18 protein-coding genes are annotated in these 17,700 nt (G+C 72.2%); 6 read left to right on the top strand and 12 right to left on the bottom strand.

The genetic code is table 11. From position 1 onward, the window contains the following. Window position 1: 1 nt before the first annotated feature. Genes ACWDVW_RS26330 through ACWDVW_RS26320 form a run of 3 tightly spaced genes read right to left on the bottom strand, consistent with a single transcriptional unit; the run spans window position 2 to window position 2,204 of the window. Complete coding sequence (locus tag ACWDVW_RS26330; RefSeq protein ID WP_350697541.1) at window positions 2-670, bottom strand: SAF domain-containing protein; 669 nt, start codon at window positions 668-670, stop codon at window positions 2-4. Continuing rightward, the gene (locus ACWDVW_RS26325; protein ID WP_449953857.1) at window positions 667-1,602 is read right to left on the bottom strand and encodes a hypothetical protein; all 936 of its coding nucleotides are present in this window, start codon (window positions 1,600-1,602) and stop codon (window positions 667-669) included. Before ACWDVW_RS26325 ends, ACWDVW_RS26330 begins: the two co-directional genes overlap by 4 nt. A 29-nt stretch (window positions 1,603-1,631) precedes the next feature. After that, complete coding sequence (locus tag ACWDVW_RS26320) at window positions 1,632-2,204, bottom strand: hypothetical protein (protein ID WP_449953855.1); 573 nt, start codon at window positions 2,202-2,204, stop codon at window positions 1,632-1,634. A 727-nt stretch (window positions 2,205-2,931) separates the two neighbouring features. Here ACWDVW_RS26320 and ACWDVW_RS26315 point away from each other — a divergent pair. Continuing rightward, on the top strand, window positions 2,932-3,612 hold the full coding sequence (locus ACWDVW_RS26315; protein WP_449953883.1) for a prepilin peptidase: 681 nt from the start codon (window positions 2,932-2,934) through the stop codon (window positions 3,610-3,612). A gap of 82 nt (window positions 3,613-3,694) precedes the next feature. Then, window positions 3,695-6,079 (top strand): glycoside hydrolase family 65 protein, encoded by a 2,385-nt coding sequence (locus ACWDVW_RS26310; protein ID WP_449953852.1) that lies wholly within the window; start codon window positions 3,695-3,697, stop codon window positions 6,077-6,079. A gap of 99 nt (window positions 6,080-6,178) precedes the next feature. On the opposite strand, the gene ACWDVW_RS26305 is transcribed toward ACWDVW_RS26310, so the two are convergent. Beyond that, complete coding sequence (locus tag ACWDVW_RS26305) at window positions 6,179-6,631, bottom strand: hypothetical protein (RefSeq protein ID WP_350697538.1); 453 nt, start codon at window positions 6,629-6,631, stop codon at window positions 6,179-6,181. A 14-nt stretch (window positions 6,632-6,645) separates the two neighbouring features. On the opposite strand from ACWDVW_RS26305, the gene ACWDVW_RS26300 reads away from it, so the two are divergent. Next, window positions 6,646-6,807, top strand: coding sequence for a hypothetical protein (locus tag ACWDVW_RS26300; RefSeq protein ID WP_449953848.1), 162 nt, complete (start codon window positions 6,646-6,648; stop codon window positions 6,805-6,807). Window positions 6,808-6,883: 76 nt separating this feature from the next. Here the strand turns inward: ACWDVW_RS26300 and ACWDVW_RS26295 are convergent, their stop codons facing one another. After that, window positions 6,884-7,642, bottom strand: a complete 759-nt coding sequence (locus ACWDVW_RS26295; RefSeq protein WP_449953846.1) for a hypothetical protein — start codon at window positions 7,640-7,642, stop codon at window positions 6,884-6,886. Between the two features lie 500 nt (window positions 7,643-8,142). Between ACWDVW_RS26295 and ACWDVW_RS26290 the strand changes: the two genes are divergently transcribed. Together ACWDVW_RS26290 and ACWDVW_RS26285 are read left to right on the top strand one after the other, a co-directional pair. Beyond that, window positions 8,143-9,228 (top strand): sensor histidine kinase, encoded by a 1,086-nt coding sequence (locus ACWDVW_RS26290; RefSeq protein WP_449953843.1) that lies wholly within the window; start codon window positions 8,143-8,145, stop codon window positions 9,226-9,228. Further along, a complete protein-coding gene (locus ACWDVW_RS26285; protein WP_449953840.1) occupies window positions 9,225-9,899 on the top strand; it encodes a response regulator in 675 nt (224 codons plus the stop codon). Before ACWDVW_RS26290 ends, ACWDVW_RS26285 begins: the two co-directional genes overlap by 4 nt. A 26-nt stretch (window positions 9,900-9,925) precedes the next feature. Here ACWDVW_RS26285 and ACWDVW_RS26280 read toward each other — a convergent pair whose 3' ends face one another. Further along, window positions 9,926-10,837, bottom strand: coding sequence for a UbiA family prenyltransferase (locus ACWDVW_RS26280; protein ID WP_449953838.1), 912 nt, complete (start codon window positions 10,835-10,837; stop codon window positions 9,926-9,928). 233 nt (window positions 10,838-11,070) lie between these two features. Here ACWDVW_RS26280 and ACWDVW_RS26275 point away from each other — a divergent pair, with 233 nt between their 5' ends. Further along, window positions 11,071-11,733: a response regulator transcription factor gene (locus ACWDVW_RS26275; protein WP_449953835.1), complete on the top strand. Its 663-nt coding sequence runs from the start codon at window positions 11,071-11,073 to the stop codon at window positions 11,731-11,733. On the opposite strand, the gene ACWDVW_RS26270 is transcribed toward ACWDVW_RS26275, so the two are convergent. From ACWDVW_RS26270 to ACWDVW_RS26245, 6 genes are read right to left on the bottom strand one after another with little or no spacing between them, the layout of a single operon-like run. After that, window positions 11,665-12,441 carry a 4'-phosphopantetheinyl transferase family protein gene (locus ACWDVW_RS26270; RefSeq protein ID WP_449953832.1) on the bottom strand — a complete coding sequence of 259 codons (777 nt, stop codon included), beginning with the start codon at window positions 12,439-12,441 and terminating at the stop codon, window positions 11,665-11,667. The two genes, ACWDVW_RS26275 and ACWDVW_RS26270, sit on opposite strands and share 69 nt — an antisense overlap. After that, on the bottom strand, window positions 12,441-13,796 hold the full coding sequence (locus ACWDVW_RS26265) for a condensation domain-containing protein (protein ID WP_449953829.1): 1,356 nt from the start codon (window positions 13,794-13,796) through the stop codon (window positions 12,441-12,443). Before ACWDVW_RS26265 ends, ACWDVW_RS26270 begins: the two co-directional genes overlap by 1 nt. Beyond that, window positions 13,784-15,142 carry an MATE family efflux transporter gene (locus ACWDVW_RS26260; protein WP_449953826.1) on the bottom strand — a complete coding sequence of 453 codons (1,359 nt, stop codon included), beginning with the start codon at window positions 15,140-15,142 and terminating at the stop codon, window positions 13,784-13,786. The genes ACWDVW_RS26265 and ACWDVW_RS26260 overlap by 13 nt, the downstream gene beginning before the upstream one ends. Beyond that, complete coding sequence (locus ACWDVW_RS26255) at window positions 15,135-16,286, bottom strand: acyl-CoA dehydrogenase family protein (RefSeq protein ID WP_449953823.1); 1,152 nt, start codon at window positions 16,284-16,286, stop codon at window positions 15,135-15,137. Before ACWDVW_RS26255 ends, ACWDVW_RS26260 begins: the two co-directional genes overlap by 8 nt. Beyond that, on the bottom strand, window positions 16,264-16,833 hold the full coding sequence (locus tag ACWDVW_RS26250; protein WP_449953821.1) for an acyl-CoA dehydrogenase family protein: 570 nt from the start codon (window positions 16,831-16,833) through the stop codon (window positions 16,264-16,266). Before ACWDVW_RS26250 ends, ACWDVW_RS26255 begins: the two co-directional genes overlap by 23 nt. Beyond that, window positions 16,827-17,699, bottom strand: a complete 873-nt coding sequence (locus tag ACWDVW_RS26245) for a hypothetical protein (protein ID WP_449953818.1) — start codon at window positions 17,697-17,699, stop codon at window positions 16,827-16,829. Before ACWDVW_RS26245 ends, ACWDVW_RS26250 begins: the two co-directional genes overlap by 7 nt. Between the last annotated feature and the right edge of the window lies 1 nt (window position 17,700).

Below are 17,700 nucleotides of genomic sequence, written 5' to 3'. Positions count from 1 at the left end.
CTCAGGCCGCCTTGGTCAACACGACCGCGATCCGATCCTGGGCGGCCAGCGCCACCACGGCCGGTACGTCCCGAACGGCCAGGGCCAGATAGACCACGACCTCGTCACGGCCCTCGGTGCTGACCGCGTCGGTGACGGTCGCGGTGAACCGGGTGGCGCTCGACGAGCCACCGCCGCTGCTGTTGCCGTCGTTGTTCGGGGTGCTCACCAGCAGGACCTGGTCGCCGGGGCGGAGCTTCGGTGCGGGGACCTGGGCCGCGCGCAGCCCGAGGGCGAGCTGCTGCTGACCGGGGCCGAGCAGCGGGTCGTCGGTGAGCTGAGCCATGGTCAGCAGCGTCCCCGGGGCGAGCGAGACGGCCGCCCGCATCCCGATCACCTCGGCGAGCCGGCCGGACGGCACCGGGTCGAGTCCCTGCCCGCCGGCCACCTGCACGGCCACCAGGTCGTCCGCGCCGATCACGCTGCCCACCTCGACGGTCTGCGCCACCGCCAGGTAGCTGCCGGTGGCGCGGACCGAGGTGATCGCGAACGCCGAGCCCAGGCCGCCGAGGGCGATCAGCAGGACGGCCAGGCCGAGCAGGCCGGGGCGTACCCGGCGCTGCCGGACCACCCGGGGTGGGGCGACCGGCGCGTCCACCGAAGGGTTGCCGTTGCGGGTCGCCACGCTCATCGGGTCACCACCTGAAGCTCGTTGATCTGGATCTCGACCACACCGGTGGTGCGGGTGACGCCGGGGATGGTGCCGCTCCGGTTGCCGCCCTCCCACGTCACGTTCCAGTGCGTCGTCGCCTGGACCTCGTACGTGTCGGCTCTCGGGTAGCCGCTGTGATAGCCGCAGTCCGGGGACTTCTGGCCGGCGTGCCGACCGTTCCGGTCGTACGCGGTGCCCGGGCCCTTGCAGGTGACCTCGACGCCGTTGCCCATCTCCCAGACGACCCTGTCGACCTCGGCGCGGATGCTCACCGTCAGGCCCCGGTCCGAGGCGGAGGCGGTCAGCGGGCCGAACTGGTTGGGCCCGCGTTCCGCCCACATCCAGACCGGCAGGCCGACCAGGCCGGGGCCGATGGACTTGCGGGGTGCGACCCTGGCCCGGGGAGCGACGAGGCTGATCGAGGCGAACGCCCGACGGGCCAACTCCTCCGGGTCCGGCGGAGCCCCGAAGCCCGGTGGCGCCTCTGGTAGTTGGACGGTCACCACCGAGCCGAGGTCACCGCCGTTGCAGGCGCGGACGTACCACCGGTGACCCTCGTCGGCCTCCGGCTGCGGCTCCGCGAGCTTGTAGTAGCAACCGTCGTTGCTGTTGAACCAGCCCAGTTCATCTGTGTAGCAGGGGATCGTGCGTCCGTTCCACTGGCAGACCCCGCCGCCACCACCCCCGTTGTCACCGCCGTTGTTGCCGCCGCCGTTGTTGCCACCGTTGCCGGGGGTGCCGGGGTCGTCGTCCCAGACGTTGCAGTTCGGCTGGGCGGGTGGGCACTCGGCGCCGGGGTCGGCGTGTGCCGGCACCGCTGGCCCGGTGGTCAGCAGCAGGGCCAGGGCGCTGCCGAGCAGCGCGCGGCGGACCAGCCGGCGACCGGGACGTGATAGCCCGGCGTCGTCCACGCGCCGAACGGCTCGCGTCGCGCCCGGGGTCAGCACGGCTGGTCCCGGTGGGCGGCGCCGGTGCTGATCAGCCAGCGACCGTCGGGGTAGCGCATGGCGGTGGCGGTGGCCAGGTGTCGGGAGCCCCGGGTGCCGGGCACGGTCTTTTTCTCGTCGGAGCGGTAGACCAGCCGGTAGCCGGTGGCGTCGAGGCAGTCCTGGATCTCCACCGTGGGCGGTGAGGCGTCCAGGTTGACCGAGGTCACGGCGGGGTCGGAGCGGATCGTGCCGGCGCTGACGGCACCGTTGTCGCGGGCCTTGACCAGGCTGAGCCGGACCCGGGTCAGCAGTGGGTCACCGAGGAAGCGGGTCAACTCCGGGTATTGCGGGTCGCTGCGGCGGCTCGCCGTGCGGGAGGCGGTGAGATAGCCGTCGTAGGCCGCCAGCGCCGCCTTCTCGGCGGCCTTCTCCTCGGCCACCCGCTGCGTGTCGGCCGGTGTCCCGCGTCGCTCGGACGCTGTGGTGGTGGTCGTTTCCTGAGCGCCGCCGCAGGCGGTGGTCGTGCCGACCGCCGCCACCGCGACCAGACCGGCCGTCCAGCGGCTGAGCTGCCGTGCTCGCACCTTCGTGCCCTCCTCGGTGCTGATCCGGCGACCGCCGTCGCCGGCGTTTCCCAGGCGTGCGGTAGTGCGACCGGAGGGGCTTTCCCCGGTCCTGCCCGAATCGCAGCCGCATTTACCTGCTTGGATCTCTAGAAATGCACTGCCTGGCTGGTGATGCCCCCGTGGACGTGGTTGCGCCGCGTCCAAGGGGCGAGCATAAGCTGATGCCGGCCGATGCAACAGAGGCAATTCAACCGAACACGCTGAGTCATGAATGGTGGTGGTGTCGGGTGGTTACCGGTAGGTTGCGGGCGTCGGTCGCGACGCCCGGAGCGTCGGGTAGGCGCGTACGGTCGGTCGTGCCGAACCGTCGTTCGTGGAGCGGCCAATCAGCCGTTCGTCATGTCACGGGAAATGGCATGTGGTCTGATCTGTCCCCGGTCATATCGGGCTTGAATCCCCGCCAATTGCATTCCATGGGAATTGCATCAGTCTCTCGGGCGCGTTTCGGTCGACACTGCGCGAGTGCCGGAGGAGCCCCGGCCCGACGTTCGTTCCGCCACCCGCACCGAGCGGACACACTACGGTCCGTGGTGGGGTCGACTGCGGAGTCTGCCGCATGAGCCGGCCCGACCCGAACCCGCCGCTGCGCGAGCGGGCACCGGCCGAGCACCCACCGCCGCCGGACGCCCCCGCCACCCGCCGGCCGGGTCGGCGCGCCCTGGCCGTACTGGCGATCACCCCGCTGATGCGGTACGCGATCGCGCGGTTCGCCGTACCCGCCGAGGTCGGCAACCACTCCGGCTGCGACGCCTGCGGCGCTCCGATCAGCCTGGACCGGCCGTGGCCTGCGCTCGGGCCGACCGCCCGCTGCGACGGATGCGGCGCGCGGGTCGGCGCGCCACCGGGCAGCGTCGAGCTGGTCGCCGTGGCCGTCCTCGCCGGGCTGCTGCTGACCCGCCCGCCGGCCGCCGAGTCCGCCGCTGCCGCGTGGTGGCTGGCCTTCGCGATTCCCCTGGTCTTCGTCGACCTCGCGGTGCACCGGCTGCCGGACCGGCTCACCTGGCCGGCCGCCGCCGGCACCTGGCTGCTGCTCGGCGTCGCCGCGCTGACCGGTGCCGGGGCCGCACCCTGGGGGCGCGCCACCGCCGCCGGGCTCGGGCTGGCCCTCTTCTTCGCGGTCACCACGCTGCTGCTCGGTGCGCGGGGGTTCGGCATCGGGGACGCCAAGCTCGCGCTCAGCGCGGGCGCGTTGCTCGGCTGGTACGGCTGGAGCCTGCTCGTGACGGGACTGCTGCTCGCGTTGGTCCTCTCCGGTCTGGTGGCGCTGATCCTGCTGGTCACCGGCCGGGCCCGCTGGTCGAGCCACCTGCCGTTCGGGCCGTACCTGGTGCTCGGCACCCTGGGGGCGCTGCTGCTGGTGTGGTGAGCGGGTCGGCTCCTGGTGTGGTGCGTGGGCCGGCGGGGAAATGACGGTCCGCAGGGCTCGTCGTCGCACCCCAGGAGGCGCTGTGCAGAGCACCCCCGACCAGCCGTCACCGGCACCGGACGACCGGTGGCGGATCGTCCGTACCCAGGACGACCTGGACCGGCTCGGCGAGACCGAATCGATCTTCGCGCTGAGCAACGGTTGGGTGGGCTGGCGCGGGACCCTCGACGAAGGCGACCCCTGCGAGATGCCGGGCAGCTACCTCAACGGGTTCCACGAGCGGCGGAAGCTCGACTACCCGGAGGACGGGTACGCCTTCCCGCAGCTCAGCGACACGCTGATCAGCGCGCCGAACGCCACCCTCGTCCGGCTCTGGGTCGGCGGTGAACCGCTGGACATCCGCACCGGAACGCTGCGCACCCACGAGCAGGTGCTCGACCTGCGGGCCGGGGTGGTGGAACGGGTCACCGAGTGGACCTCGCCCGCCGGGCACGGGGTGCGGATCCGCGGCACCCGGCTGGTGTCGCTGCCGCGTCGCCGGGTGGCCGCCCTGGACTGGACGGTGGAACCCCTGGACGACGCGGTGGAGCTGCGGATCTGCGCGGACCTGCTGGCCAACGAGCGGGTCCCGGAACGCGCCGACGACCCCCGGGCCGCCTCGACCATCCACGATCCGCTGATCGCCGAGCGGCACCACGCGGACGGCACCGACGGCGTCCTGGTGCACCGCACCGAGCACAGTGAACAGCGGATCGCCGTCGCGGTGGCGCACCGGCTGTCGACCCCCGACGAGATCGCCACCAGCACCGACGCCACCGAGGACCGGATCCGACTCACCCTCACCGGGACGGTCGCGCCCGGCGAGCGGGTACGCCTCACCAAGTACGTGGCGTACGAGTGGACCCCGGTCGACGGCACCGACGCCGAGGCACTCGCCGACCAGGTGACCGCCGAGGCGTACGCCGCCCGCGATGCCGGTTTCGCCACCCTGCTCGCCGACCAGCGGGCCGCCCTCGACACCGCCTGGCAGACCGCCGACGTGCTGCTCGACGGTGACGAGGAATTGCAACTGGCGATCCGGTTCGCCATGTTCCACCTGATCCAGGCGGGCCGGTCGGACGACGCGTTGAGCATCCCGGCCAAGGGCCTGACCGGTAACGGGTACGACGGACACGTGCTCTGGGACACCGAGCAGTACGTGCTGCCGGTGCTGACGTACGTCGCTCCCGGAGTGGCCCGTTCCGCCCTGCGCTGGCGGTACGCGCACCTGCCCCAGGCGCGGGAACGCGCGGCGGAGCTGCGGCTGACCGGCGCGACCTTCCCGTGGCGGACCATCGGCGGCGAGGAGTGCTCCGGCTACTGGCCTGCCGGCACCGCCGGGCTGCACGTCAACGCCGACATCGCCGACGCGGTGCTGCGCTACGCCGCTGCCACCGGCGACGAGGAGTTCCGGGCCGGGTCCGGGCTGGAACTGCTGGTGGAGAGCGCCCGGCTGTGGCACGGTTTCGGGCACTTCACCGACGACGGCGGCTTCCACATCTACGGCGTCACCGGCCCGGACGAGTACGCCGCACTCGTCGACGACAACGCGTTCACCAACCTGATGGCCCGGCGGAACCTGCGCGGTGCGGCCGACGCGGTCGAGCGGTACCCGGAGGCGGCCGGTCGGTTGGGCGTGGACCCGGCCGAGGTGGCCGGTTGGCGGGCGGCGGCCGAGGCGATGGTGCTGCCGTACGACGCCAAGCGCGGGGTGCACCAGCAGGCGGCCGGCTTCACCAGCCAACCGGAGTGGAACTTCGCCGACACCGGTGACGACGACTATCCGCTGCTGCTGAGCTTCCCCTACCTGGAGCTGTACCGCCGTCAGGTGGTCAAGCAGGCCGACCTGGTGCTGGCCATGCTGCGCTGCCCCGGGGAGTTCACCGCCGAGGAGAAGGCGGCCAACTTCGCCTACTACGAGGCGCGTACGGTCCGGGACTCGTCGCTGTCCGCCGCGCCGCAGGCGGTGCTCGCCGCCGAACTGGGTCACCTCGACCTGGCGTACGACCTGTTCGCCGAGTCGGTGTTGCAGGACCTGTTGGACATCGGCGACAAGACGGGCGACGGGCTGCACCTGGCCTCGCTGGGCGGCTCCTGGCTGGCGCTGGTGCAGGGCTTCGGTGGCATGCGCGACGACCGTGAGCTGCTCTCGTTCGATCCCCGGCTGCCGGACCGGATCGACCGGCTGGCGTTCAGCCTGTGCTGGCACGGCCACCGGCTGCTGGTCACTATCACCGCCGACGAGGCCCGCTACGAACTGCCCGACGCCCCGGCCGACACCACCGTCGACCTGTGGCACCACGGCGAGCAGGTGCGGGTGGTCGCCGGCACCCCGACGCACCGCCCGATGCCGCCGGTGCCGGACTTCGGCGACGAGCCGACCGCACCCCCCGGCCGCCGCCCCACCCGCCGTGCCGCCGCCGGCTGAGCCGGCGCCGCATGCTGCTGAGGGCGCTGTGCAGGGGTGCTGTGTAAGGAAGGGTCCCCTACTAACGCCTCGTGTATAGGAAGGGTCCCTTCCTAACATCTAGCTGCCCGCCATCCGCTGCTGTACGGCGGCCAGGTCGTCGAAGGCGTACGCCCAGTTGTGGCACTTGAAGCTGCGTAGCCCGTCGATCGGCGAGCGGCAGTCGGTGCAGCGGACACCGGGGATGGCGGCGGGCAGCCCGGTGTTGACGTACCGACGGTCGCCGAGGATCACGGTGGCGATCATCGCGGGGTCGTGGACGCCCTTCAGCGCCGAGGCGACGATGTCGTACCAGGTGATCCGGCGACCGCACTTGGGACAGTCCGGCTGGTCACCGCTGACCCAGAGCGGTGCACCGATGGTGCGCGGCGGCATGCCGAGCAGCTTCTCGATCCGCCGGACGTCGGCCTCCGGGGTGGTCCAGCGGTGCCGGCCGGGCAGCGACGCGGGTGAGTCGTAGACGGCCTGGAACAGCGTGGGGTCGACCTCCACGGTCTCGCGTTCACTGGTCATCGGCGTCCCTTCCGGTGGTCGGCGCCCCCACCGTGGTGGCCGGCGGGCGGCGGGCACAACCGGATCAACGACACGGCGACCCGACCGGCCCGCGCATCGGCGCGTCACCGGCCGGGTCGCCGCTGCCCACCCGGGTCGCCGCTCCGCACTGGGGCGTCGCGGTGACGGCCACGTGACTAACGCGTTGAGCACGTAGCCGACGCCTCCGGCCACGACGGCCTTGAGCGCGCCCGGGGGTGACGCGGGGAACGGTCAGAGCGGGAGCAGGTCCTCGGCCAGGCCGCGCTTGATCTGCCACTCGCCCTCCGAGCCGGTCGGCCAGGGAAAGCCGCCGCTGCCGAAGACCTGGTTCAGGTAGGCGACGAACGAGGTGGTCGTCTCGCCGACGAAGAGCCCGTCCACGCACCCGTCGGGCAGCACGAAGCCGTACGGCCCGCCGCCGCTGGTGTTCTCCTTGTGCAGCCGGTCCGGCGCGACCGGCAGCACGAACACCCCGGGTTCCTCGTCGGTCGCCTGCGCCTCCTGCCAGTCGGTCCACTCCTCGTCGTGGTAGTCGCGCAGGGACGGCCCGTCGGGGTGGCGGGATCCCTCCAGCTCGATCACCAGCGGGTCGGCCGACGCGGAGCCGGCCCACTCCGGGTGCGTGCCGACCAGCCAGACGTCACCCACCAGCCGGACCCAGGAGCACACCGTCATCGGCACCGCGCCGAACCGGTCCCGGAGCCAGTCGGCGTACGCGTCGGCCTGCGCTGTCGGCGGGACGTACGGGCGCGGCACCGGTGTCTGCTCGTCGTCGTTCTCGTGGAACCGGTAGCCGGCGGCGGTCAGCCGCGCCACCACGACCTCGACGTTCTGCCGGACCCGACGGGCCATCTCGTCGCAGACCGACTGCGCCTCCTCGGCCAGCTCGGGGCGGAGCCGGATGCTGCTGCCCCACTGGTGCAGCTCGTGCCAGACCTGCTCCCGTTGACCCCTGCGGTAGCGGCTGAGCCACTGCGGCGACGAGTTCATTGCCGCAGCATGGCGTACGCCTCCGACAGTCCGTCGGCGCGGCGCGCCGCGTGGTGGCAGTCGATGTCCACAGGGGACGAAAGGCGGTCCGACGTCGGCATCGTCGGGCACCTGGCTCCCCCTTTCGGTCAATTGTTGCTCGCCGTTCGACGTGGGGTTGTCCACGATTTGATCGATCACTTCTCGGGTCGCACACATCGGTTTCCGAATATCTGCCGACCGGTCGGTCCAAAACGGTCTTATCGGCCGCTGTGTCCGGCGCTCGACAATCGGCGGCCCTGCCTGCGGTCGGCGGCGGTTTGCCGTGGTGGGGCGGTCGCTGAGTGCACCCGGGCGGCGACGGTAAACGCGCACCTTGCTTGCTGTGATCCATGTCTCCTGTTAGAGTGAGCGCCTCGGGAGCGCTCCCATGAAACAAGCCGGTAATCGGATCCACGCGCGGGGACACGTAGTAGGAATATCTGTGGGCCTAATCAGTGGAATCGAATACAGGGAAGCACGTGGGTTATCAGACAAGTACGCACGACGGACTGGCCGAAGAGATCTTTCGGGAGCACCACAGGCGTCTGGAGTCCGCCTCGATCGCGCTGACCCGTAATGCACCGGTGCTCGGTCAGTTGCGGCGCAACGTCCACGCGATCGTCACCGACGTGGCGGAGCAATTCGACCTGCCGGCGTCGGCGGTCGATCCGTCCGCGGATGTCGACGACATCGACGAGGTGGTCGATCACGCGCTGCTGCCCACCGAGATCGGCGTGGACCGGGCGCTGCGCAACATCCATCCGATCGAGTCGTTACGGGCCGCCGCGTTGCTTTTCGAGGTCGCGCTGCCGATCATCCTACGTCGATACGTCATCACCGATCCGGCCCGGGTCGCGGCCATCGCCCTCGCCCTGCACGACGCCATCTCCCGGCGGGTGTCGCTCTCCTCACTGGCGTACGTGAACTACCTGATCGAGAAGTTGCAGGCGTCGCGCCGCGAGGAGCGTCGTCGGATCGCCCGCGACCTGCACGACCGGCTCGGTCACTCGATCGGCCTCTCCCTGCAGAACCTCGATCTGTCCCGCCACTACGGCACGCACGACCGGCCCCGGGCCGACGCCAAGGTCGGCGCCGCGATGCACGAGATGCGGGAGGCGTTGCAGACCGTCCAGGAGCTGACCGCCGAACTGCGCCGCTCGTTCGGCGCGGACGGCATCGAGCCGGCCCTGCGGGGTTACCTCTCGGCCAGCGTGCCGGCCACCATCCGCACCGGACTGACCGTCACCGGCGACGTCAAGGTCATGCCCCGCGAGGTCGGTGAGGAGCTGTACCTCATCCTGCGCGAGGCCGCCCGCAACGCGGTACGGCACGGCGAGGCCACCGAGCTGCGGATCACGATCGTCGCCACGGAGGACGCCATCAACGCCGAGGTGATCGACGACGGTCGGGGCTTCGACCTGATCGACGCGCAGACCGCCGGTTTCGGGCTCCGGTCCATGGCCGAGCGCGCCGACCTGCTCAACGGCCGGTTCACCATCACCTCCGCACCCGGCAGCGGCACCGTTGTCGCGGTCGAGGTGCCGCTCTACGGCTCGGAAGGATGAACACCTCGGACACCATCCGCGTGGTGGTGGTGGACGACCACAACCTGTTCCGCGAGGGCCTCAAGGAGGTGCTCGGCACGGACCCGACCATCCGGATCGTCGGTGAGGGCGGCAGCGGCCCGGAGGCGATCGAGCTGGTCGTCGCCCACCGGCCGGACGTGCTGCTGCTGGACGTGGAGATGCCGGGGGCGGGGGTCACGGAGACCATCCGGCAGGTGTTGCACCAGCGCCGTGAGGTGCAGATCATCGTGCTCACCATGCACGACGACGCCGAGCTGGTCCGTGAGGTGCTGGAGGCGGGCGCCAGCGCGTACATGTTGAAGACGATCCTGCGCGACGAGTTGCTGGCGGCGGTCCGGTCGGTGCGTCGCCCGTCGGCGAACGTCCTGTTGGCGGTCTCGCGTGGCACGGTCGAGCAACTGGACCGCCGACCGCCCGGCTCGGGCGGGTCGGGTACGGCGCTGACCCAGCGGGAGCGGGAGGTCCTGGTCCTCGCCGCGAGCGCGCTGAGCAACCAACAGATCGCCTCCCGGCTGCACATCACCGAGGCCACCGTGAAACGGCACCTGACCAACGCGTACGCCAAGCTGAACGCCGTGTCCCGGGTGGACGCGATCCGCAAGGCGGTCGCCCGCCGGATCATCTCCGACGGGCAACGGCTCTCCCGCTGACCCGGAGGGAGCGGCGGGGCGGTCGCTCAGCTCGCGAGGCACTGGGCGATCACCGTCAGGTGCACCGCGTACTGGGTGACCATGAAGGCCCGGTAGGGGCGGCGTCGGCGGCTGCGGTCGCCGTGGCTGATCCGGGTCAGTACGCAGACGCCCAGCACCACCGCACCGGCCAGCAGCAGTCCGGCCGCCGGCACCAGGGTCGGCTCGGAGACGGCGACCGTGGCCAGTCCCGCCGCGACGAGCAGCGCGCCGGTGGCGAGCAGCCCCCGCGCGACGCGTTCGGGCAGCACGATCGGCAGGGTGTGCCGACCGGCCAGCCGGTCGCCGGCCACGTCCGGCAGATCCTTGGTCATGCCCACCAGGCCCATCCAGAACGACAACGCCACGGCCACCGCCGCCGCCCGTGGGTCCGGTACGCCGCCGCCGGCCGCGTGCCAGCCCGCCAGGTAGGTGACCAGGCCGCCGGCCACCACCACGCCGACGAAGCCGGGCAGGTTGGCCTTCTGCGGTCGGGGTGCGGCCGAGTAGAGCCAGCCGAGCGCCAGCATGGCCGCCACCAGGACGGCGAAGCCGGGGGAGACCATCAGGCCGAGGGTCATCGCGAGCAGACTGAGGGCAGCCGCCGCCCCACCGGCGGAGGCGGCGGACAGCGCCCCGGTGGCGAGCGGCCGGGCCGAGCCGTTGTGCCGGTCCTCGGTGCGGTCGCAGAGGCCGTTGAGCAGATAGACCTGCCAGGTGGCGCAGAGCCAGGCCAGCGCGCCGACTGTCAGGTCCCGTACCGCGGTCGGATGAAATGGTGGTGCGGCCATCAGCGCGCCGGTCAGGAAGCGGAGCTGGAAGACGGCCTGCACCACCGGACGGCTCTCCGAGAATGAGAGGCCGACGACGCGGGACAGCGAACCGCTCGACAGTGGATCCGCAATCGACTGAATAGACATCGGCGCCCCTCGAATAGCGGTACAGCAATGATGCGTCTATTCTCGGTCAGCCGGGTGGCAATTCGGCTCCGTCAACAACGGCAGATGCGTCTACTACTTTGGTCGTAGACCGTCTGCCACCTTCGCGCGGTGGAACCACCACCTCCGTAGCTACCACTACTGCGGCCATTGCCGGATGTTTATGGTGGCCCTGCGACGCTATTTCAACGAGCGGAAGCGAGACGGGGGAAATGGTGCAGAAGACGATCTGGCCGGTGATGTCCGCCGGGTACCGGCCGACACCGCCGACCGGCGACCTGACGATCGCCGTGGTGGTCGACAACGAGGTGACCCGGCGCGGCGTGGCGGCCGTCGTGCAGCAGGTGCCGAAGGTGCGGTTACTGGCCGGACCGGACGGGGCGGACGTGGTCATCGCCTCGCCCCGGGCCCTCAGCCGCGCCGACACGCTGCGAGGGCACGACGACGGGCGGCAGCACAAGCTCCTCGTGCTGCTCGACGAGCCGGACCAGGTCGACATCGTGCGATGGCTGACGCCGGACGGCTACCTCCTGGCCACGGACCTGACGCCGGAATCGCTGCACCGCACGCTGGCGCAGGTGGCCGACGGCCAGTTGGTGGTGCCCGCGGAACTGAGCCGGCACCTGCTCAAGCTGGCCACCGGCCGGACGCGGCGGGAGCGTGGCCGGGCGGCGGTGCTCACCGCCCGGGAGCGGGAGACGTTGACGCTGCTCGCCGAGGGGCTGAGCAACCGGCAGATCGGCCGCCGACTCGGTGTCTCGGAACACGGCGCCAAGCGGCTGGTCGGCAGCATCATGACCAAACTGGACTCACCGAACCGCACGCTCGCCGTGGCGATCGCCCTGCGGGAACGGCTCATCCAGGCCGAACCGGCGTAGCCCCGGCCAGGTCCGCACCACCACCCGGTAGTCGGCGGTCCCGGTCAACGCGACCGAGGCCAGGTGCCCGTCGCCGAGCGTGAGGTCCCGCACCATCCACGGGCCGGGCAGGCCGGTCTCGCCGCGGCAGCGCAGGCCGCGACCGTACGACTGCGATCCGGCGACCCGGACCCGGAGTCCCTGCACCAGCCGCCCACCGCTGGCCTTCACGCAGGCTTCCTTGCGGGTCCAGTAGCGCAGGTACCACCAGTCCCGGGCCGGACCGCGAGCGCGGCCGACCCGGGACGCCTCGCCCGGCGGATAGAACCGCGTCGCCAGCCGACCCGACGGTGACGGCGTACCGTCCGGGTCCGGTCGGGCCAGGCGCTCCACGTCGACCCCCACCTCCCGCCCGGTGGTGACCGCCAGCAGGGCCAGGTCGGCCGAGTGGGTCAGGTTGACCTTCGTCTCCGGCCGCCCGAGCAGCGCCGGCTTGCCGTGCCGACCCCGCTGCCAGACCACCTCCTCCGGCGGTACGCCGAGGTAGCCGCCGAGGATCAGTCGGCTGGTGGCGTGCGCGTGGACGTAGCGGCGGCGGTGGCGAGCGTCGCCGAGCCGGTCGGCCCGGCGACGCTCGTGCGGGTCCAGCAGACGGGCCGGATCCGGATCACCGGCGAGTGGACGACCCAGCGGTATCCGCCAGACGTGGACGACGCCGTCGAGACGCATCACGGTGCTCCGGTGGCCGCCAGGACCCGATCCTGCGCCGCCACCGTCACCAGCAACTCCTCGATCTCCCGCAGGATCTCGGCGGCGTCGCTGCGGCCGAGCCGGGTGGTGTCGGCCCGTACGGTCAGCTCCAGCCGGTCCGGCCCGTCCTCGATCACCTTGAGGAAGAAGGTCAGCTCGTCCACCTCGTACCCGGGGCCGAAGGTGAGCCGGCTGGTCGCCTGGGCGGTACGCAGCCGCTCGGCGGTCACCTCCTCGATCCGGCCCGTGTCCGGCCCGACCTGCCGCAGGTCGTTGAAGTAGCAGGACGGGTCGGCGGTGGCGGCCACGGTGCCCCGCAGTGCGCTGATCTCCTGCCGGTCGCTGATCCCGCTGCGGTACGCCTTCATGGCCGTACCCCAGCAGCTCTTGACCAGCTCGGCGAAGTCCTCGGCGGACACGTCGATCGTGGCCGGTACGTCCTGCACCAGGTTGCCGACGTAGCCCCGCAGCTCCGGCCGGTGCCGGTTGCCGGCGATCAGGATCATCGGCACCCGGTCGTGGCCGGTACGCCGACCGAGGACCTTCGCGGTGGCCGTGAGCAGCACGACCGAGCTGCCGGTGGCGTACCGGGTGGCGAGGGCGTCCAGGGCCAGCTTGACCGCGCTGGAGCTGAGCGTGGCGACGGCGTACCGGAGGTCCTCCGGCTCGCGGGGCGTGAAGATCGCCGACGGGGCGGTCACCAACTGCTCCCGCCAGTAGGCCAACGAGCGTTCCTGGACCCGCCGCCCCGGCTCGCTCCGCTCGAACTCGGCCAGCTCGACCGGCTGCATCGCGGGCGGTGGCAGCTCCTCGCCGGCCAGCAGCCGGGCCAGTTCGGCACCGATCACCCGGGTACCCAGGTAGTCGGTGGCCGCGTGCGACACGCAGGTGATCACGACCCGGGGTGCGCCGTCCAGCACGCCGACGGCGGGCCGGATCGGCCACTCGGTCGTGTGGTCGAAGCGGTGCCCCCGGACCCGTGCCTCCAGGTCGTCGACGAGCGCCCGTGGGTCGGGGTCCTCGGCGGTGGCCTCGCAGATCTCCACCGGCAGCTCACCGGCGGCCATCACCTGCTGCATCAGGTTCCCGTCCGGGTCCCGGTGGAAGAGGGTGCGCAGCGCCTCGTGCCGGCGGACCAGGGCGTTCAGCGCGGCGAGCACGCCGGGCAGGTCCACCCCCTCGGGCACCGGGGTGAAGACCGTCGAGTTGTAGAAGGAGGTGTCCGGCATCTGCCGGTCGATGTCCACCCAGATGCTGCGCTGGCCCAGGGTGGCGGGGGCGAGCACGCCCCGCTCGCCGTCGATGCGTACCGCCTGCCGGGTCAGTCGCGCCATGCCGCCGCCTCCTTCTCTTCCTGGTCGTGCCCGGTGGTCTCCGGGGTCGCGGTGCCCGCTCGCCGACGGACGAAGAGGACGGTGGCGACGACGGCGGCGATGCCGAACAGGTTGGCGATCGCGATCGTCCAGTACAGCGGTTCGGGCCCACCGGCGGACCGGGCCAGGTAGCCGCCGACCGCCACGATGCCGCCGAAGTAGACGACGTTCAGGGCGATCGCGAGTGGCCCGCCGCCGACCTGCTCCAGCACCGTGAGCGCGGCGAGGACCAGGCCCATCAGCACGAAGGTGGGCGCGACGATGCCGAGGTAGCGGGACGCCTCGGCGGCCACCGCCGGGTCGGCCGCGGTCACCCGGGCCAGCCAGTCCCGGCCGGTCCAGACCACCAGGGCGCAGACCACGTAGAACGCGGCGGTCACCTGGAGACCGGCACGCAGCACGCCGGGCATCCGGTGGCTCTCCCCGACACCCCGGTACTGATTGGCGACGATCGCGGTGGCCGCGCCGATCGCCACCCCGGCGACGATCACCACGCTCTGCACCACGTACGCCACCGCGAAGCCGGACACCACGGTCGCGCCGAAGGCGCTCACCACCCAGGTCAGTGCGAAGTTGCTGGCGAAGATGGCCACGTACGACGCGAAGACCGGCAGGCCCACGCCGGCCAGCAGGCCGAACAGGTCGGGCCGCCAGGCCAGGGACGTGCCGGGCCGCCACACACCGGTACGCCACAGCAGGTAGCCACCGAGTGCGCTGCCGACCACGCCGGACGCGGCGATGGCGATCGGCACCGACCAGAGGCCCAGGCCCAGCCCGCCGGGCAGGCCGAGCGCGGCCACCCCGACGATCTCCACGGCGGCGGCGGCGAGCAGCACCGCCGCTCCCTCCCGGGGGCGTCCCGCGCCCCGCAGGGTGGCTCCGCAGAGCACCGACCCGAGTCCGAGCAGCGCGGCCAGGCAGACCCACCGGACGAACCACACGAAGTCGCTCTGCGCCCCCGCGTCGACCCCGAACAACCGGGCCATCCCCGGGGCGGCCAGGCCGAGCAGCAGCAGCACCACGACCGATGCCACGGCACCGATGCGGGCGAACCCGGCCAGCGCCCGGATGCGGCTCTCGGCGTCGTCGCCGCTGAGCGCCGACGCGACCTGGTTCGGTACGGCGAGCCCGGCGTGCAGGGCGATGATCACGAACATGATCGGGGTGAACAACGAGCGGATGTAGAGCGAGTCGTCGCCCATCCGGCTCATCAGGGCGACCACCACGAGCGGGACCAGGACGCCCACCAGGTCGCCGAGAACCATCGGCGAGGCCTGGCGCAGCACCTGGCGGCGGTACTCAGTCATCGTCGAACCTGCCCTTGGTCAGTGCGTGACACACGGTGAGTCGCTGCACGTTGCGGGTGCCCTCCATGAACTCGACCCCCCGTGCGTCGCGGGCCAGCTTGTCCAGCCAGGGATGGGCGAACCGGGAGCCCGGGCCGAGGATGCGCAACGCCTGCTGGGTGGCCTCCTCGGCGAGCTGGGCGGCCTGCGCCTTCGCCGCCGAGGCGTAGTAGCCGTTGCGGGCGTCCCGGTCCACCTCGTGGGCGGCGCGCAGGATCAGTTGGCGTGTGGTGTGAACGCGATGACCCAGCCGGTCCAGCTCGTCCCGACCCCGTCCGGACTGCGATCGAGCATACTCGATGGCCGCCCGCGCGATTCCCAACGCGATGGCGGCGACCCCGGGGCGCAGCAGGTTGAACGTCCGCAGTGCGCTCCACATGCCGCGCGCCGAGGCCGGCAGGTGGGCGCCGAGGATCCGGCCGGGTGCCACCGGCACGCCGTCGAGGCGGATCGCGCTGATCTGCGCGCCGCGCAGACCGACGGTGTCCAGCGCCTCCGCGTGGTAGCCGGGGGCCGACGTCTCCACCAGCACCGCGACCACCCCGAGCGGCCCCGAGCCGGTACGCGCGAAGACCGTGCCCACCTCGGCGCGGGTCGCGTTGCCGACGTACCGCTTCTCGCCGTGCAGGGTCGCCGACCCGTCCGACGCCTTGCGTAGCTGCGTGCTCAGCGACATCGCGTCCGAGCCGCGTGCCGGCTCGGTCAGGGCGAAGAACGTCCAGGTGGGACGCGACCGTACCCGCCCGAAGTACCACTCCTGCTGGGCCTCGTCGCCGAGCATCCCGACCAGGACGCCGGAGAGCGAGGCACCCGGTGACGCCAGGAACATCCCCGCGTCGCCGAAGGCGATCTCCTCGGCGGCGACCACCCGCTCCACGGCGGTGCTGCCGTAGTACGTGTACCTGCCGATCCGCATCGGGTCCGGTTGCAGGTGCGCGGGGATCATCGTCTTGCCCACGTAGTCCACCGCGGGCAGGTCCAGGTGCCGATAGACGGTGTCCGGGTCGCGCTCCAGGTCGAAGGCGTACGGCCGCAGCTCGGCGGCCCACTCCCGGGCGTGCTCGCGCAGCACGCGCAGCCGGTCATCCGGCTCGATGATCGCCATGGTCAACTCCGTCGAGGTACGCGTCGGCCAGCAGTTCGGACAGGTGCGCGATCCCGCCCGGCCCGTCGGTGAGGAAGCCGCCGGCACCGAGCAGCCGCAGCGACGCGCGGTCGGCGTCGGTGAGCTGCCGGTGCAGGTACGCGGCGAGGGACGGGTCCGGGTCGTGCTCCAGCGCGTCGAGGACCGCGGCGACGCCCTGCTGCTCGGTGACGATCTCGGCGAGACTGCCCTGGACCAGTTGCTGCTGGATCAGCGGCACACCGCCGGTGGTCCGGCCGGTCAGGTACTCCCGGGCCTGGTCGAGCAGCCACTGCGAGACACCGAGCCGCATCCAGGTCAGGCCGAGCACCCACCCGGCGGGCCGGTCGTCCGTCCCACCGGAGAGGTGCTGCCGCTCGGGCGGGCACAGCCCGTGTCCGCGCGGCCCGTGCACCGTCTCCGGTGCGTCGGTCGCGGTCACCAGCGCCGTCCAGCCCGCCACCAGTCCGTCCCGGCGGGCGACCGTCCGGCAGTCGGCCAGCGCGACCACCGCCTGCGCGGTCACCACGTCGGGTCCCAGGCGAGCACGTTGAGGTAGCGCAGCACCGGGTCGTACTCGACCAGCACGGTCCGGCCGGTCAGAGGCCGGGCGGTGGTCCAGATGCCGGTGCAGAGCGCGCCCGGTGCGACCCGGTGCACCCGCTCGGCCCGCAACGCGACCTCGGCGGTGACCGGCACGTCGTACCCGGCCACCAGCTCGAACGGACGGCCGTCCCGGGCCGAGATCTCGTCCAGGACGTCGACCAGCAGCGCCGCTGCCGCCGCCGGGTCGACCCCGGTGCGCTGAGCGAGCAGCACACCGGCCTCGCCGGGGGCGGTCGGCCGGAAGGCGTACGCCACCGCGACGTCCTCGGCCGGCACCCGCTCGGTCGCGTCCACCTCCCACGGGAGGTTGCGCTGGTCGAGGACGACAAGTGCGGTACGGGCGTCGGCTGCGGCGTCGCGCAGGTGGTCGGCGGCCAGCCGCAGTGCGGTGAACGGCGCGGTGGCGCCCTGGTCGCTGACGCAGAACACGGTCGGGTGACCGGGTGCCGCCTCGACCAGGTAACACCCGGCCGAGGCCCGGGAGTCGATGTCCGGCGTGGCGAACGCGAGGACGACCCGGCGCAGCGCGTCCACACCCGGGGTCAGCTCGGCCACCACCGTCGACGCCATCGTCGTGTACGAGGTGACCTGGGCCTTGGCGAGGAACTCCGGGTCGTAGGAGCGGCCGTAGGCGCCCACCATGTCGGCGAGGTACCGGTCCAGGCCGTCGTCCTCGATCGGCCCGTTGCCGCGAAAGGTGCGGGCGGCGGACGCCGCCGGCCGGACCGGCAACTCCCGCAGGAGGCCGGTCCGGTCGGCGGCGAGCCGTGGTGCGACTGTGGTGAACACG

It is taken from the genome of Micromonospora sp. NPDC003241 (assembly GCF_053589795.1).
This window is presented reverse-complemented; position numbering and strand designations above follow the sequence as displayed.